Annotated in this window: 10 protein-coding genes and 8 tRNA genes; 4 read left to right on the top strand and 14 right to left on the bottom strand. The window is 39.9% G+C overall.

The window, feature by feature from the left end; all coding sequences use genetic code 11:
- Positions 1–541: 541 nt before the first annotated feature.
- Entirely contained in the window at positions 542–1954 is a 1413-nt protein-coding gene (locus H5119_RS16470) for a sodium:alanine symporter family protein (protein WP_182702995.1), read from the top strand.
- Positions 1955–2680: 726 nt separating this feature from the next.
- Here H5119_RS16470 and H5119_RS16465 read toward each other — a convergent pair.
- From H5119_RS16465 to H5119_RS16410, 12 genes are all read right to left on the bottom strand, one after another.
- Positions 2681–2767: transfer RNA gene (locus H5119_RS16465), tRNA-Leu, on the bottom strand.
- Positions 2768–2805: 38 nt separating this feature from the next.
- Positions 2806–2879, bottom strand: a tRNA-Cys gene (locus H5119_RS16460).
- Positions 2880–2898: 19 nt separating this feature from the next.
- A tRNA-Gly gene (locus H5119_RS16455) sits at positions 2899–2974 on the bottom strand.
- Positions 2975–3023: 49 nt separating this feature from the next.
- Positions 3024–3110, bottom strand: a tRNA-Leu gene (locus tag H5119_RS16450).
- A gap of 39 nt (positions 3111–3149) precedes the next feature.
- A tRNA-Gly gene (locus H5119_RS16445) sits at positions 3150–3225 on the bottom strand.
- A 64-nt stretch (positions 3226–3289) separates the two neighbouring features.
- A tRNA-Leu gene (locus H5119_RS16440) sits at positions 3290–3376 on the bottom strand.
- 36 nt (positions 3377–3412) lie between these two features.
- Positions 3413–3486 (bottom strand) — tRNA-Cys (locus H5119_RS16435).
- A gap of 31 nt (positions 3487–3517) precedes the next feature.
- Positions 3518–3593, bottom strand: a tRNA-Gly gene (locus H5119_RS16430).
- A gap of 211 nt (positions 3594–3804) precedes the next feature.
- Positions 3805–4350, bottom strand: coding sequence for a CDP-diacylglycerol--glycerol-3-phosphate 3-phosphatidyltransferase (gene pgsA / locus H5119_RS16425; RefSeq protein ID WP_138584392.1), 546 nt, complete (start codon positions 4348–4350; stop codon positions 3805–3807).
- Positions 4351–4391: 41 nt separating this feature from the next.
- Positions 4392–6215 carry an excinuclease ABC subunit UvrC gene (gene uvrC, locus H5119_RS16420; protein ID WP_077537566.1) on the bottom strand — a complete coding sequence of 608 codons (1824 nt, stop codon included), beginning with the start codon at positions 6213–6215 and terminating at the stop codon, positions 4392–4394.
- A gap of 9 nt (positions 6216–6224) precedes the next feature.
- Positions 6225–6875: a UvrY/SirA/GacA family response regulator transcription factor gene (gene uvrY, locus H5119_RS16415; RefSeq protein WP_007377972.1), complete on the bottom strand. Its 651-nt coding sequence runs from the start codon at positions 6873–6875 to the stop codon at positions 6225–6227.
- Positions 6876–6982: 107 nt separating this feature from the next.
- On the bottom strand, positions 6983–8134 hold the full coding sequence (locus tag H5119_RS16410; RefSeq protein WP_077537565.1) for a dicarboxylate/amino acid:cation symporter: 1152 nt from the start codon (positions 8132–8134) through the stop codon (positions 6983–6985).
- 373 nt (positions 8135–8507) lie between these two features.
- Here H5119_RS16410 and cysK point away from each other — a divergent pair, with 373 nt between their 5' ends.
- Positions 8508–9476 carry a cysteine synthase A gene (cysK, locus tag H5119_RS16405; protein ID WP_182702994.1) on the top strand — a complete coding sequence of 323 codons (969 nt, stop codon included), beginning with the start codon at positions 8508–8510 and terminating at the stop codon, positions 9474–9476.
- 142 nt (positions 9477–9618) lie between these two features.
- Positions 9619–10053, top strand: coding sequence for a hypothetical protein (locus H5119_RS16400; RefSeq protein ID WP_077537563.1), 435 nt, complete (start codon positions 9619–9621; stop codon positions 10051–10053).
- A gap of 212 nt (positions 10054–10265) precedes the next feature.
- Here the strand turns inward: H5119_RS16400 and H5119_RS16395 are convergent, their stop codons facing one another.
- A complete protein-coding gene (locus H5119_RS16395) occupies positions 10266–12542 on the bottom strand; it encodes an acyl-CoA dehydrogenase (protein ID WP_182702993.1) in 2277 nt (758 codons plus the stop codon).
- A gap of 170 nt (positions 12543–12712) precedes the next feature.
- Here H5119_RS16395 and H5119_RS16390 point away from each other — a divergent pair, with 170 nt between their 5' ends.
- Positions 12713–14560 (top strand): M2 family metallopeptidase, encoded by a 1848-nt coding sequence (locus H5119_RS16390; protein ID WP_182702992.1) that lies wholly within the window; start codon positions 12713–12715, stop codon positions 14558–14560.
- 86 nt (positions 14561–14646) lie between these two features.
- On the opposite strand, the gene H5119_RS16385 is transcribed toward H5119_RS16390, so the two are convergent.
- On the bottom strand, positions 14647–15450 hold the full coding sequence (locus H5119_RS16385) for a putative porin (RefSeq protein WP_077537560.1): 804 nt from the start codon (positions 15448–15450) through the stop codon (positions 14647–14649).
- Positions 15451–15693: the final 243 nt, after the last annotated feature.

Genomic DNA, 15693 nt, shown 5'->3' with positions numbered 1-15693 from the left:
AAATCAAAACAGCTCAAGGCTGAATCTTTTAATAACATATGGTCACTCAGTTTCAATTGAGACTCTAATTTGTTTGCCTTACTTAGCGAACTAAGCTTGGCTGTTAGAACTCAATCTGTACGAGTTCCCACACAGATGATTGCTTTACATTGTTAAAGAACGTTGCGGTTAAAGTTAAACTTTATCTCGCTAGGGCTGCGCATACTACGCTTTCCTATTTTTTTGTCAACACTTAATTTTGGTAAACGTTATATTTATCAACACTAAGTTTTACTTAACACCCTGAGTAGTTTGGGTCTCGCTAGGCGTTGACCTTTCCCGTCTCAGTGGGGTCGCATTATAGGGAGCGGCGGATTTTACGCAAGCGTTATTTACATAAAATAGTAATTAAAATTAAGCCCCAAGCAAGCACACACGATAAACACACGTTACCCACAAAACCCTGTTGATAACTCCGCTTTTACACTTTAAAACTAAACACTTTTATCTTGATGTGATAAGTTGCGGTCACTTTTTTAACTCATGTATTTAGGTAGTACCCATGACAGACATAATAAACAGTATAAGTGCCCTTTTATGGGGCCAGGTTCTCGTCTACTTATTAATAGCAGCAGGTCTCTTTTTTACTTTTCGATTAGGCTTTATTCAATTTGTACAATTCCCACATATGTTTAAAGTAATGTTTGCTTCTCGTAAATGTGGTGAAGACGAAATTTCATCCTTTCAAGCCTTTTGTACGTCGCTAGCGGCCCGCGTTGGCACCGGTAATATGGCCGGCGTTGCGGTTGCATTATATTTAGGCGGCCCAGGTGCTATTTTTTGGATGTGGCTGATTGCATTAATAGGTATGGCAACCAGTTTTGCTGAAAGTACTTTAGCACAGGCTTATAAAACAAAAGATGCTGAAGGTAACTTCAGAGGTGGCCCTGCTTATTATATGCAAAATGGTTTAGGTAAGCGCTGGATGGGAGTTTTATTCTCATTATGCTTGATTTTAGCCTTTGGTTTAGTATTTAACGCTGTGCAGTCAAACTCTATTGCTGCCGCATTTGAAGTGGCATTTGATGTACCTAAGTATATAGTAGGTATTTTCTTAGTGATTGGCTCTGGCATCATTATTTTTGGTGGCCTGAAAACAATTTCTCGCTTTGCTGAAATGGTTGTGCCATTTATGGCATTAGCTTATTTGCTGGTTGCTCTTTATGTTTGTGCTGTTAACTTTACTGCGCTACCGGATGTACTAGTGCTTATTATAAAAAGTGCCTTTGGTATTGAGCAAGCAGGGGCCGGTGCAATTGGTTATGGCATAACGCAAGCTATGATCCAAGGGATCAAGCGTGGTTTATTTTCAAACGAAGCTGGTATGGGTAGTGCTGCTAATGCCGCTGCTACGGCAACGCCTTACCCTCCACATCCGGCATCACAAGGTTATGTGCAAATGTTAGGTGTATTTATTGATACTATTGTAATTTGTACCGCCACTGCCTCACTTATCTTGCTTTCACAGCAATTAATACCTGAGTCTGGTGTATTAGGTATTGAACTTACTCAAGCTGCATTACAAGAACATGTTGGAGATTGGGGTACTTACTTTATTGCTATCGCTATACTCTTTTTTGCTTTTACGTCTATTGTTGCGAATTACTCTTATGCTGAAACAAATTTAATGTTTTTAGAACACAACTCTAATAAAGGTATGTTTATCTTTAGACTTGTTGTTTTAGGTATGGTGATGTTTGGTGCAGTTGGTGAGCTTGGTTTAATTTGGACGCTTGCAGATATATCAATGGGCCTAATGGCTATTGTGAACGTTATAGCGCTATTTATGCTTTCAGGTGTTGTTGTATGGCTCTCTAAAGATTATAACGAGCAACGAAAACAAGGTTTAACGCCTACATTTGATAAAAATAAGCACCCAAAGCTTGCTAAAGAAGTTGATCCCAAAGCATGGTGATTAGTTAGTTTTTATACAAAGCGAGCTTAGGCTCGCTTTTTTAATACTAGGATAAAAGGCCCTTATACTCAGAGCTTGTTGACCTTTGTCGATTGAAATTTGCTCTATCCAAGGGCAAAACCGAGTTACAAAGAGTAAATCGTCCCAAGGGGCATTTATGCTGCGTTATCGCCTATTTATGGGGAATAACCACACACCATAGGCTCTGCCTTGCCTAAATACCAAACAGCCTGCTGCAAAGCTAATCACGAAAGGTCAACACGCCCTAGTACCGCATAAGTTTATACTGTTTGCTTTTAAGGTTGTTTGCTCTCGGGGTATAGATTGCTTTACTGTTTCGAGTTTTATAAAGCTAATGGCCTACCTTACTGGTTGGTATCATAAGTCTATAGCGCTTAGTTCAGTTCAAAGTGTATTCATTAGCATTAGGTAATGTGTTTCGCTTAGGTTAGGATTGCATAGCTGGTTTATTTGAGGCGTTATAGGATTGGGTTTAGAGGTATTACATTATGCTTACCCATATATATCTTTAATACAATAGATATACAAACTCTTACTGAACTATCACACAACGCTACTATTGGGTAGACCATGCATAAAATAGTGCATATCAAGATAATATAAATCATAGAAAACATAAAAATAGTAAATCAGGTTCTTGCTGGATATTTTTATATATTAGAAGGTGTATTAGATGATTTTTAAGCAGAGTGCTTAATATAAATATGGTGCCCGAGGCCGGACTTGAACCGGCACGACTTGTTAGTCGAGGGATTTTAAATCCCTTGTGTCTACCAATTCCACCACTCGGGCATCGAGTTTGCTAATTAAAGCGTGTGGAGTAAATTATATGGAGGCGGAACCCGGAGTCGAACCGAGGTAAACGGATTTGCAATCCGGTGCATGGCCACTCTGCCATTCCGCCTAAATGTATCCAAATAATTTGGAGCGGTACACGAGGCTCGAACTCGTGACCTCGACCTTGGCAAGGTCGCGCTCTACCAACTGAGCTAGTACCGCAAAATACTGTTTTATCAACTTTAAATTATCTTGGTAAAATAACTTAAAGTGGTGCCCGAGGCCGGACTTGAACCGGCACGACTTGTTAGTCGAGGGATTTTAAATCCCTTGTGTCTACCAATTCCACCACTCGGGCATCGAGTTTGCTATTAAAAGCAAGTGGATAAAACTAATATGGAGCGGTACACGAGGCTCGAACTCGTGACCTCGACCTTGGCAAGGTCGCGCTCTACCAACTGAGCTAGTACCGCATCATATTAATTCTAAATTAACTATTTTATAAATTACACTTGGTAATGCAATTAAACCACAAAGTGGTGCCCGAGGCCGGACTTGAACCGGCACGACTTGTTAGTCGAGGGATTTTAAATCCCTTGTGTCTACCAATTCCACCACTCGGGCATCGAGTTTGCTAATTAAAGCGTGTGGAGTGTTGATTGGAGGCGGAACCCGGAGTCGAACCGGGGTGAACGGATTTGCAATCCGGTGCATGGCCACTCTGCCATTCCGCCCCAGTGCGGGGTAATAACCTTGAGATAAACTTGGAGCGGTACACGAGGCTCGAACTCGTGACCTCGACCTTGGCAAGGTCGCGCTCTACCAACTGAGCTAGTACCGCATTTTATTATCAGCTATTTGAATTAACACATGATGATTTATGTGAGCATTCAGGTAACCAATTAATTACCATTTTGTTTATCTCGGGGGCTATGCCCTCTCAACACGGACGCATTCTACAGAGATTATTAAACGCGTCAATATAAAAAATGCTAGTTTTGAACTGTTTGCTTGTTTTTTATCTAAAATGCTGCGTTATTATACATTTAGAGCTAGTTTTTAGTCAATTCATCCCACGCTGCGCGTAAATATTGCAGCATAGAACTCAAAGTTAAAAAGGTGGCTATATACAATAACCCAAAACTTAAATAGTTCATCCACGTATCGTATTGCCAAATCAAACCGATAATGGCTAACATTTGCGCAGCTGTCTTTATTTTACCCATATTTGACACAGCTACGTTACCGCGTTTACCTTGCTCTGCCATCCATTCACGAAGTGCAGAAATAATTATTTCACGACTTATTATAATGAGGGCCGGTATTGTCATATACATTGACTGATATTGTTCAGATAATGCGACAAGTGCTGCACATACCATGACTTTATCAGCAACAGGATCTAAAAAAGCACCAAAAGGGGTTGATTGCTCAAGCTTTCTTGCTAAATAACCATCGAGTATGTCGGTAATAGATGCAAGCCAAAAAATAAAGGCAGCAGCAAAAAAAGCCCAGCTATAAGGCAAATAAAATATCACCAAAAAAATGGGGATAAGAAAAAGTCTAAAGGTTGTGAGTGTGTTTGGAATATTCCACATAACTACTTGGATATGTCTTTTTTGCTATATTGCATGTAAGGCTAACCCTTATCGTGCAAATGGTTAAATATCTTCTCAGCCATGTCAGGGCTGATCCCAGGAACTTTCTTTAACTGTTCTATATTAGCAGCTTTTACCCCCTGCATGCCCCCTAAATATTTTAATAATGTTTGGCGGCGCTTAGAGCCTACTCCATTTATTTCTTCTAATAGTGATTGTGTTCGTTGTTTTTGTCGTTTATTACGGTGCCCTGCAATAGCAAAGCGGTGAGACTCATCTCGTATATGCTGGATTAAATGCAGCGCAGGTGCATCCGAATCCATTGGGATAGTTTTACGGCCACCATCTATTAATAGTGTTTCAAGACCAGGCTTTCGACTAGTCCCCTTTGCTACACCGACTAATAAAGGCATTTTTGTATGCGACCAATTAGAAAAGTACTGCTCAGCACGCCCGAGTTGCCCCTTACCACCATCTATAAAAATAACGTCAGGAATTTTTTCTTCGTCTACTAGCTTGTTATAGCGTTTGTTAAGTGCAAACTCCATTGCTGCATAATCATCACCACCAGTAATACCCGTTACGTTATAGCGCCTGTACTCTTTTGTATTTGGCCCTTGCGAATCAAACACAACACAGCTAGCAACAGTGTTTTCTCCCATAGTGTGACTTATGTCAAAACATTCCATCCGTGTTATATCATCAAGGCGCAGCGTTGCTTTTAATTGTGCATAACGTTTATTAATAGAGTCTTGGGTACTTTGTTTAACCGCAATACTATTTAATGCATTTTTATTTGCGAGTTGTAAATATTGCGCACGTTCACCACGGGTAACTACTTTAAGGGTTACTTTACGCTCACTTATTTGTGTGAGTGCTTCACCTAAAGCCCCGCTTTCTTCTATTTCAAACGGTAATATGATTTCTTTTGCAATACGCCCTGTCGCGCCAGGCGCTAAATAATACTGCCCTAAAAATGAAGTTAGTATTTCTTGCTCACTCGAATCTTTTGGCACTTTTGGGAAGTACGTTTTACTACCTAGTACTTTATGATCGCGGATCATTAATAAATGAATACCGTTTAAACCATTCAAATGGGCAAAGCCTACCACATCCATTTCAGCAAAATTACCCGAAATAGACTGCTGCTCCTGCATTTTACGAAGTAGCATTATTTGGTCGCGAACTTTTGCCGCCAGTTCAAAATTGAGTTGCTGGCTGGCTTCTTCCATTTTTTTTATTAAATCTGCAATAACTTCGTGAGATTTACCCGTTAAAAATTTACGTACGTAATCTACTTGCTCACTGTAATCATCATCCGTTACTTTGTTCACGCACGGCGCGGAGCAACGTTTAAGCTGGTATTGTAAGCATGGGCGACTTCTTGCGCGGTAATAAGCGTCTTCGCATTGACGAACAGGAAAGATTTTTTGCATTAACCGCAAGCTTTCAGATACTGCGCCTGCGCTTGGGAAAGGCCCAAAGTATTCGCCTTTAATTTTACGACTCCCCCGGTGAAAAGCTAAACGAGGGTGTTTATGGCTGGTCAGTAAAATATAAGGATACGACTTATCGTCGCGTAATAATATGTTGTAACGAGGCTGGTATTTTTTTATTAAATTATTTTCAAGTAGCAGCGCTTCGGTTTCAGTATTGGTGAGTGTGACGTCAATATCACAAATATTACTGACTAAAACACGCGTTTTACTGTCCGTGATATTACTTCTAAAGTAACTACTGACTCGTTTTTTTAGGTGTTTGGCTTTTCCAACATAAATAACTTGGCCACCACTATCAAGCATACGGTAAACACCGGGCTCACTTGATAGCGTCTTAAGGAAATGTGCATGATCAAATTCAGACATAGATTATGATTAGTACGACACGTCTATATCAATCATTTTATGACGAATAGCCAAATGGGTCAGTTCAACATCTCCACCCACATTTAGCTTTTCAAACATGCGATAGCGATAACTGTTTACTGTTTTAGAGCTTAAGTTTAAACGCTCAGCTATATCTTGTGCTTTTTCACCTTTGGTGATCATAAGCATAATTTGTAGTTCGCGCTCAGATAAACTCTGAAAAGGGTTTTCGTCGGTACGACCTGTCACTTGCGCTAATGCAATTTGTTGTGCAATTTCTGGGGCTATATAACGTTGTCCAGCATGAACACAGCGAATAGCGCGGACCATTTCGTCAGAGCCTGCACCTTTGGTTAAAAAGCCATGTGCGCCAATTTGCATTACCTTGCTCGGAAATGGGTCTTCACAATTAACAGTAAGCACAATGATTTTTACATCAGGGCAATAGCGGCAAATCTTTTTAGTCGCTTCTAATCCGCCCATACCTGGCATGTTCATATCCATTAATACGATGTTTGGCGCATGCTGACGACAGAACTGCACAGCCTCTTCGCCAGTTTTAGCTTCACCAATTACTTTAAACCCTCGTACGTCATCAAGAATACGCTTGATTCCTGTTCGTACAAGTTCATGGTCATCAACTAAAAGTACATTAATCAATGGAACATCCTCATTTACCTAACAACACGCAATTTAATAAATTAATTTGCCATACAAACAGAGATAAAGCGAGACAATAACTAATATTATTGCCTCAACCTAATAGTTTAAGATGATTTTTTATCGCTAAAACGATCAACCCATAATGCAATGATACCATCACCTGTTACATTACACGCAGTACCAAAGCTATCTTGTGCTAAATAAAGTGCAATCATTAATGCAACTGCGCCTTCATTAAAGCCAAGCATGCTTGTTAATAGCCCAAGCGCCGACATGACGGCCCCACCTGGCGCACCAGGGGCTGCAATCATAACGACACCTAGCATCATAATAAATGGCATCATCTCCATTAATGAAGGTACTGCCATATTTGGCGATAAAAACATAACAGCCATTGCACAAGTTACTATTGTAATCGTTGATCCAGATAGATGAATAGTAGCGCAAAGCGGCACAGTAAAGTTAGCTACATCTTCTTTTACATTATTTGCTTTACTTGATTGCAGTGATACCGGAATTGTTGCCGCACTCGACATAGTCCCTAATGCCGTAAAGTAAGCAGGTAGCATATTTTTCACTAATTCGATTGGATTGCGTTTAAGCAAGATACCTGTCGCTATATATAAAACACTTAACCATAACCAATGCATAACAAGTGCTGCAATTAGTACCACACCAAATGTTTGCAGCGTATCAACCACCGTCCCCGCTACTGTCATTTCCGCAAATACGCCCGCGATATAAAATGGTAAAGCAGGAATAATTACCTTTGACAGAAGCCCATCAATAACATCACGTCCCTGATCGGACACTTTTTTAAGTGTGTCTAATTCTAGCTGACTCATACCTATACCAAATACAAAGGCAGTAACTAATGCGGTCATAACCCCCATAAGTGGTGGAATTTCTAAATCTATAAAGCTACCTATTTCTGTTGCGATTTCTGATTCAAATGTTATGCCACCACTTAAAAATGGGATAACAGCACTCACTAATAAAAAAGCAAGCGTACCTGCAATAATTGTAGAGCTATAAGCAAACCCGACTGTTTTGCCAAGTAAGTGCCCTGACCCTTTTGGTAGGCCTGCAATACCCGATGCAATAAAAAACAAAATAATAAGCGGAATAGTAAAAGAGATAATTTGACCTATCAGCTCTTTTACCGTAAATAAAAGTTCAACACCCGTAATTGGTACGTAGAGTCCGACCAGAATACCGGCAACAATACCGGCAATTAATTTTAAGATTAACTTCATTGTGATTGCTTTATTGAATTTAGATACGTGTTTTTATCATGTTTTACTTAGCTTGTGTCATAAAACTGTTCAACGGTGGTTCATTCGCACAAATAATCAACAACACATGAAGATTTTGAAGATAATATAGGGTAAATGAATAGATTTCATCCGCATTTCAAATGCTAATAAAATAAGCGCGACCTCTGCACATACCTTTAATAACTAAAGTGCCGGCTATTGTGGATTTTTATTTCACTTAGTTATAAGCTCAATAGATATATGTTATAGCCAAACTTTACTTTAGTTTTTTTTAACTCCCAGTAAAGTGTGTCTATATAGTTAGTAGCATAGGCTGCTAATACGTTGATCAGATTGTATCCAAAGGAACATTATGCCTACTATTTTTGAAGATAACTCACTAAGCATCGGTAATACACCGCTGGTAAAACTTAACCGTGTTACAGGTGGGAATGTATACGCTAAAGTTGAATCTCGTAATCCTAGCTTTAGTATCAAATGCCGTATTGGTGCATCAATGATTTGGGAAGCTGAAAAATCAGGCCAGCTAACGAAAGATAAAGAACTTATCGAACCAACGTCTGGAAATACAGGCATTGCTTTAGCATTTGTTGCAGCAGCACGTGGTTACAAGTTAACGCTGACTATGCCAAATACCATGAGTTTAGAGCGTCGCAAGCTATTAAAAGCACTAGGTGCAAACCTAGTACTTACCGACGGTGCAAAAGGTATGAACGGCGCAATTGAAAAAGCAAAAGAAATTCAAGCAACCGCACCTAATAAATATATTTTATTACAGCAATTTGAAAATCCGGCAAATCCTAAGATTCACTTTGAAACAACGGGCCCTGAAATTTATGATGCCCTTGATGGTAAAGTAGACTTTTTTGTAGCGGGTGTGGGTACTGGCGGTACAATTACCGGTGTTAGCCGTTACCTTAAAACAGAAAAAGGCCTAAACGTTAAATCTATTGCCGTTGAGCCAACTAATTCTCCCGTTATTAGCCAAACGCTTGCAGGAGAAGAAATTAAGCCTGGCCCTCATAAAATTCAAGGCATTGGTGCAGGCTTTATTCCTGGTAACCTAGATATGACACTAATTGATGGTGCAGAGCTTGTATCTAACGAAGATGCAATTGCAATGGCGCATCAGTTAATGAAAAAAGAAGGCATTTTAGTCGGTATTTCGTCAGGTGCTGCCGTTGTTGCAGCCAAACGCATTGCCGAAAAGCCAGAAAATGCGGATAAAAACATCGTCGTCATTTTACCAAGTGCTACTGAGCGTTACTTATCAAGCCCAATGTTTGATGAGGAATTTAGTGAACAAGAGCTCGTTCAATAAAACATTTTGTAAAAAAGGATGCTTTTGCATCCTTTTTTATTATTTATTAAAAATATTCACAGCCAATCTTTCCCGTCCTCTTTACATCTTCACTATTTAATTACACACTTTAAAAACTGAATAAATAACTATAACGATGATGATGAAAAAAATAGTAACCCTGCTTAGCCTAATAATCTGTCTATTCACTTTGGGGTGTAATGACGATGTTAAAGTATCCAGTGACAGTCCTGGTGATTCAGCAGCCGCTTACTTTGATGCATTATATAATCAACAAGACTTACAAAAAGCCACTGCTTACGCAACGCCTAGGCTTACTCGTATAATGAAATCCTACGGTACTGCAAAACAGTTTGCGCGCAACTTAATAAACATGCAATACGATGAAGTGATTATTGAGGTTGATAGATCGAATACGAGCTTACGTGAACAATACGGTGATAAAGCTAAAATTAATATTGTTTTTACCGGTTATATTAATGGCAAAAAAGTTGATGAGATGCGCAGCGTAAATATGATACATACAAAAGGCAAATGGTATGTAGATAAAATACTTGCCGACCCTTACGCACGATAAACAGACTTAAGCAGAAGGCCTTATATTTATAAGGCCTTTTGTATTTTAATTATTATTTAACCTGAGCTCTGGTTAAGAGATTTTCAGTGAAAACAAGGCGAATTTACGCGTCAATAGCTGGCCTATTGCACGTAAATTCAACGCGGTTAGCGCTAAAGATAGCTGCTCGAGATAGATTTATTATCCAGAGTTCAGGTTATTTAAGTACTCGCTCAAAGCTCACCTGCTTTAAAGTTATCAACCGCAATGGCTTGTTTTCGCAATTTATTAGCATGATGCATTGCATCTGCGTCAGCCTGTTCGAGTAACTTATTTTCAAGTGCATAGTTTATCGCACCTTCAATATCAAGCGTTGCAGGCACACTGCCCTTACGTTGCCATTGTTTTAAGTCTTTAAACTGCGCTTGCATGTCATGCATTGCCAAAAATGCATTTTCCATCACCCCCGTACCCGCATTTTCGTCTACATAACATAAATGTGTTAAGCGGTTTCGAAACACACCCGGTTGAGTCATGTGCTCACAAATACTTTGCGCTATTTCATCACTTGGTCTGTGGTAATGATTACCCACAGGGAACACGATGCGTTTAAGGGTAAAATTAACAACAGGGTTTGAAAAGTTTTTAAAGAAGCCATTAAATGCTTGGCCAATTTCAAATAGTGAATTCTCAATTGCATATTTAACAAAGGGTAAATCTGCTTGTTGGCGTCCTTCGTCTTCGTAACGCTTTAAAACGGTTGATGCTAAATACAAATGGCTCAGCACATCACCTAAACGTGCCGATATCATTTCTTTTCGCTTAAGCTCACCACCGAGCATTAGCATTGCAACGTCGGTACAAATAGCCAAACCTCGGCTCATTCTAGTCAATTGTTTATAATAAACTGCGGTTTCACCGCTCACGGGCGCTTTAGCAAAATAGCTGCGTGTTAGGCCATGCACAAATGCCATGCTGGCATTACTTGCAGCAAATAGTATGTGGTTCATTAATAAACTATCGAACTGCCCAAGTGCTGCGTCATCATCTTCCATTGCAGCGGCTTCCATTTCTTTTAAAACAAACGGATGGCAGCGCGTGGCACCTTGGCCAAATATCATTAAATTACGGGTTAAAATATTCGCGCCTTCTACCGTAATCGATACAGGAATCCCCATATAGCCATGCGCTAAATAGTTATTTGGGCCAACTTGAATCCCTTTGCCCGAATGAATATCCATTGCATCGTTCATTACCGTACGCCCCATTTCGGTCATATGGTATTTAGCAATTGCGGTTACAACTGACGGACTTAGCTTTAAATCAATCGCACCTGCTGTCATTAGCCTGCACGACTCAAGTGCGTAAGTTAAACCACCAATACGCGCAAGTGCCTCTTGCACACCTTCAAATTGCCCTATAGATACACTAAACTGCTGGCGCACCACTGCATAAGCCGATGTCATTTTTGATGCCAAGTGACCTGTAGCCGCACTTAATGCAGGCAGCGATATACCACGACCAGCACTTAAACACTCAACAAGCATTCTCCAACCGCGCCCTGCGCATTCTTGCCCACCTATAATCCAATCCAGTGGTATAAATACATCTTTACCGTACGTTGTGCCATTCATGAAGGCCATATTAAGCGGATAATGACGTTCACCCGTTTCAACGCCAGGATGATTTGTTGGTATAAGCGCACACGTAATACCCAGCTCTTTTTTATCACCCAACAAACCATCAGGATCATACATTTTAAATGCCAAGCCTAGTACTGTAGCCACCGGTGCAAGTGTAATATAGCGCTTTGACCAGTTTAAGCGCAGACCCATCACCTGCTCGCCATTGTGCTCCCCCATACACACCACGCCTGAATCAGGAATACTGCCCGCATCAGAGCCCGCTTCTGGTCCCGTTAACGCAAAACAAGGCACATCTGTGCCATTAGCTAAACTTGGTAGCCAACGGTCTTGCTGCTCTTTAGTACCATAGTGAAGGAGTAACTCGCCCGGGCCTAAGCTATTTGGCACCATAACAGTCACTGCAGCAGTTAAACTTTTAGTCGAAATTTTTGACACTATCGTTGAATTAGCAATTGCTGAGAACTCACGACCACCAAATTTTTCAGGAATGATCAGCGCAAAAAAACCTTCCGTTTTTAGGTAATTCCACACTTCTTTTGGTAAGTCTTTATCTTTTTGTACAATTTGATAATCATCAAGCATTGCCAATAAAGTCTCTACTTGATCAGCCATAAATGCGTTTTCTTTATCGCTTAATTCAGGTTTAGGAAAGCGATGTAGCTTTTGCCAATCGGGGTTGCCACTAAATAGTTCACCATCCCACCAAACATCGCCGGCCTCCATTGCCTCTCGCTCTGTTTGCGATAATGGCGGAAGCACCTTTTTAAACATTTTAAATGTAGGACGACTGATCAGGTTTAGGCGAATATCTTTAACTGCAAAAATAACCACCACCACAACCAGTAAAATGATAAATACCGACATGCGTATATTCCTTACACATTAAATTAAATAGTGATTCAATTATGACCTATCCTGATTTAAATACAATCATTGCGAAATCCCTCAATCGCCCCAACGCATTCATTTATTCTTTGAAAGTTCACTGTTATTATCATCACTCTAAATAACAATAAACGAAGGGAATAAATACGATGAACACACCTCGCCATAAGCTGAGTATAAGCGCCTTAATGGTCGCAAGTACTCTTGCTTTAGTTGCCTGCGACGCAGAAATAACCATAGACACCACCGACTCAGCACACACTAAAAAAGCTGTTACAGCTAAAGATGCTAACGTATTTATTGCAAACACCGAGAAAGAACTCAGTGCACTTTATTTAGAGTCAAGTCGGGCAGAGTGGATTTACGCTAACTTTATTACTCACGATACGTCAGCTTTATCTGCTGAGGTTAATCGTAAAATGACCGAAACTGTTGTGCGCTTAGCCAACGAAGCGGCTAAATACGATACACTCGTCCTTGATTACGATGCCCGCCGAAAACTTGATAAACTAAAACTAGCCCTTACATTGCCAGCACCACAAGACGCAGATAAAACAGCACAACTTTCAAATATTGTTGCACAACTTGGTGGTTTATACGGTAAAGGTAAATACTGCAAAGAAGATGGCAGCTGTTTGAGCCTAGGCGACATGACATCTACAATGGCCACCAGCCGAAATTACAACGAACTACTTGATTTATGGCAAGGTTGGCGTCAAATATCAAAGCCAATGCGCCCACTTTACGCGCAACAAGTAGTCCTGACAAACGAAGGAGCAAAAGAGCTTGGTTATGTCGATACCGGCGCGATGTGGCGCAGTAAATACGATATGCCTGCTGATGACTTCACCACCGAGCTTGATCGTATTTGGGGCCAAGTTAAACCATTATATAACTCACTGCACTGCCATGTTCGCGCTAAGTTAGGCGAAAAATATGGCACAGACAAAGTACCACAAAATCAACCTATTCCAGCGCACTTACTTGGTAATATGTGGGCGCAAGCATGGGGTAATATTTACGATGTCGTTGCTCCAGAAAACGCTGATCCGGGTTATGACGTAACCGAATTACTAGCAAAGCATGACTATGACGAACTCAAAATGGTAAAAGGAGCTGAAAGCTTTTTTACCTCAATGGGCTTTGATGCATTGCCAACTACATTTTACGAACGCTCACTGTTTATCAAACCAAAAGATAGAGATGTGCAATGCCATGCATCAGCATGGAACATCGACAGCAAAGACGATTTGCGTATTAAAATGTGTATTCAGCGTACAGGCGAAGAGTTTTCAGTTATTCATCATGAGTTAGGCCATAACTTTTATCAGCGTGCGTACAACAAACAACCTTTATTTTACCAAGAAAGTGCTAACGATGGTTTTCATGAGGCCATTGGCGATACCATTGCTTTATCTGTTACGCCTGGATATTTAAAAGAAATTGGTTTGCTTGAACAAGTTCCAGATGAATCAAAAGACATCGGTTTACTAATGAAAATGGCTCTCGATAAAGTTGCCTTTGTACCCTTTAGCCTAATGGTTGATCAGTGGCGCTGGCAGGTATTTTCAGGTGAAGTAACACCTGAGAACTACAATAAAGCATGGTGGGAACTGCGTGAAAAATACCAAGGAGTACAAGCCCCTATTGCACGTAGCGAAAACGACTTTGATCCGGGTGCTAAGTACCACGTTCCAGGTAATACGCCTTACACTCGTTATTTTCTAGCGCATATTTTACAATTTGAGTTTCATCGCAGTTTATGTGAAATTGCCGGTAACGATAAAGCGATTCATCGCTGCTCTATTTACAACTCAAAAGAAGCCGGCGAAAAGCTAAACGCCATGCTTGAAATGGGCTCATCTCGACCTTGGCAAGAAGCGCTTGAAAGCATAACAGGTAAACCACAGATGGATGCAACTGCAATGCTCGATTACTTTGCGCCATTACAAACATACTTAGATAAGCAAAATGAAGGCCGCAACTGCGGCTGGTAATAATGCACTTATCTAATAACAACAAAGCCCGCTAAATTAGCGGGCTTTTCAATATTACTTTTGTTTTAAATAAGTTTAAAACTTAATTAAAACTGAAAACGCATGTTAGCGAAGTAAGTATCGTTATCAGAGTCATCAGCGTTGTTTCCGTAACCTACTTTTAAACCGATGTTGTGGTTAAAGAAGTGTTGTGCACCAAAGCTGTAAGCATCTTCTTTATCGTAAGATGCAAATACTGATGTCGCTTTACTGAAGTAGTAATTTGTTTCAACATTCCAGTGATCATCAGCTTCATCAAGGCTTAAAAATGTACCTTCAACCGTTAAAAAGTTGCCTTGTTGTAAATCAACAAAGTACTTAGCTGCTACTGAACGAGAATCAAAATCATCATCTGACTCAACAGTTACGCCAACGTAATCTGTGTCATTAAGCATGTGGTTATATGCTAATGAAAATAATGTATAATTATCGCCATCGTTATTATCAACAAATTTTACTTTTGCAAGTAAATCTGGGTTGAAAAAATAACCCGCAGTTAATGAGTAAGACTCATTGTTTGAACCAAAATCACTGTTTTCGTAAGAAGCACCAACAACAACATCTTTATAGAAGTATTCACCACCGATCGCAGTTACATCACCAGCATCGTTATCAGTGTAAGCACCATAAACGTTACTTTGCTTGTTAATGTATTCAAATTGATCGTACGGACCTAATGTTTTTTTAGGAGAAAAATAATACGTAGAATCAATTTTAAATTGATCATCATTATTACTGTCTGTGTATTGGTAGCCTAAATTGCTAATTGATTGGTAGCTATCTGCTGCCATTGCAGTGGTTGCAGCGCTTGATAATAAAATGCTTGAAATGATAACGGCTAATTTTTTCATTCTGAAATTTCCCTATGAATATTACTTTTTATGCTTAAGCTGTGTAGCTCAAGTCGGGGCGCATCCTAACGCCTAAAAAATGAATGAAAACTGAATGACGGGTTATATAACAACCTGATTTTAATGAAGTATTTGTAATGAAATATTAGCAAATGTTAATTTAAAGTAGTTGTAACATTGAGTCAACAACTACTTGCAATAAGTATGATTTGAAAAGCCAGTAAATACGGTACAGTTTGCAGC

It is taken from the genome of Pseudoalteromonas sp. SG45-5 (assembly GCF_014164085.1).
Taxonomy (GTDB): Bacteria; Pseudomonadota; Gammaproteobacteria; order Enterobacterales; family Alteromonadaceae; genus Pseudoalteromonas; species Pseudoalteromonas aliena.
Note: the sequence above shows the minus strand (reverse complement) of the source record. Positions and strands in the feature narration are given on the sequence as shown.

Bases quoted from the DNA above. Each gene is read 5' to 3' on its own strand.
- H5119_RS16470 (WP_182702995.1), top strand. From the start codon at position 542: ATGACAGACATAATAAACAGTATAAGTGCCCTTTTATGGGGCCAGGTT.
- pgsA (WP_138584392.1), bottom strand. From the start codon at position 4,350: ATGTGGAATATTCCAAACACACTCACAACCTTTAGACTTTTTCTTATC.
- uvrC (WP_077537566.1), bottom strand. From the start codon at position 6,215: ATGTCTGAATTTGATCATGCACATTTCCTTAAGACGCTATCAAGTGAG.
- H5119_RS16410 (WP_077537565.1), bottom strand. From the start codon at position 8,134: ATGAAGTTAATCTTAAAATTAATTGCCGGTATTGTTGCCGGTATTCTG.
- cysK (WP_182702994.1), top strand. From the start codon at position 8,508: ATGCCTACTATTTTTGAAGATAACTCACTAAGCATCGGTAATACACCG.
- H5119_RS16400 (WP_077537563.1), top strand. From the start codon at position 9,619: ATGAAAAAAATAGTAACCCTGCTTAGCCTAATAATCTGTCTATTCACT.
- H5119_RS16395 (WP_182702993.1), bottom strand. From the start codon at position 12,542: ATGTCGGTATTTATCATTTTACTGGTTGTGGTGGTGGTTATTTTTGCA.
- H5119_RS16390 (WP_182702992.1), top strand. From the start codon at position 12,713: ATGAACACACCTCGCCATAAGCTGAGTATAAGCGCCTTAATGGTCGCA.
- H5119_RS16385 (WP_077537560.1), bottom strand. From the start codon at position 15,450: ATGAAAAAATTAGCCGTTATCATTTCAAGCATTTTATTATCAAGCGCT.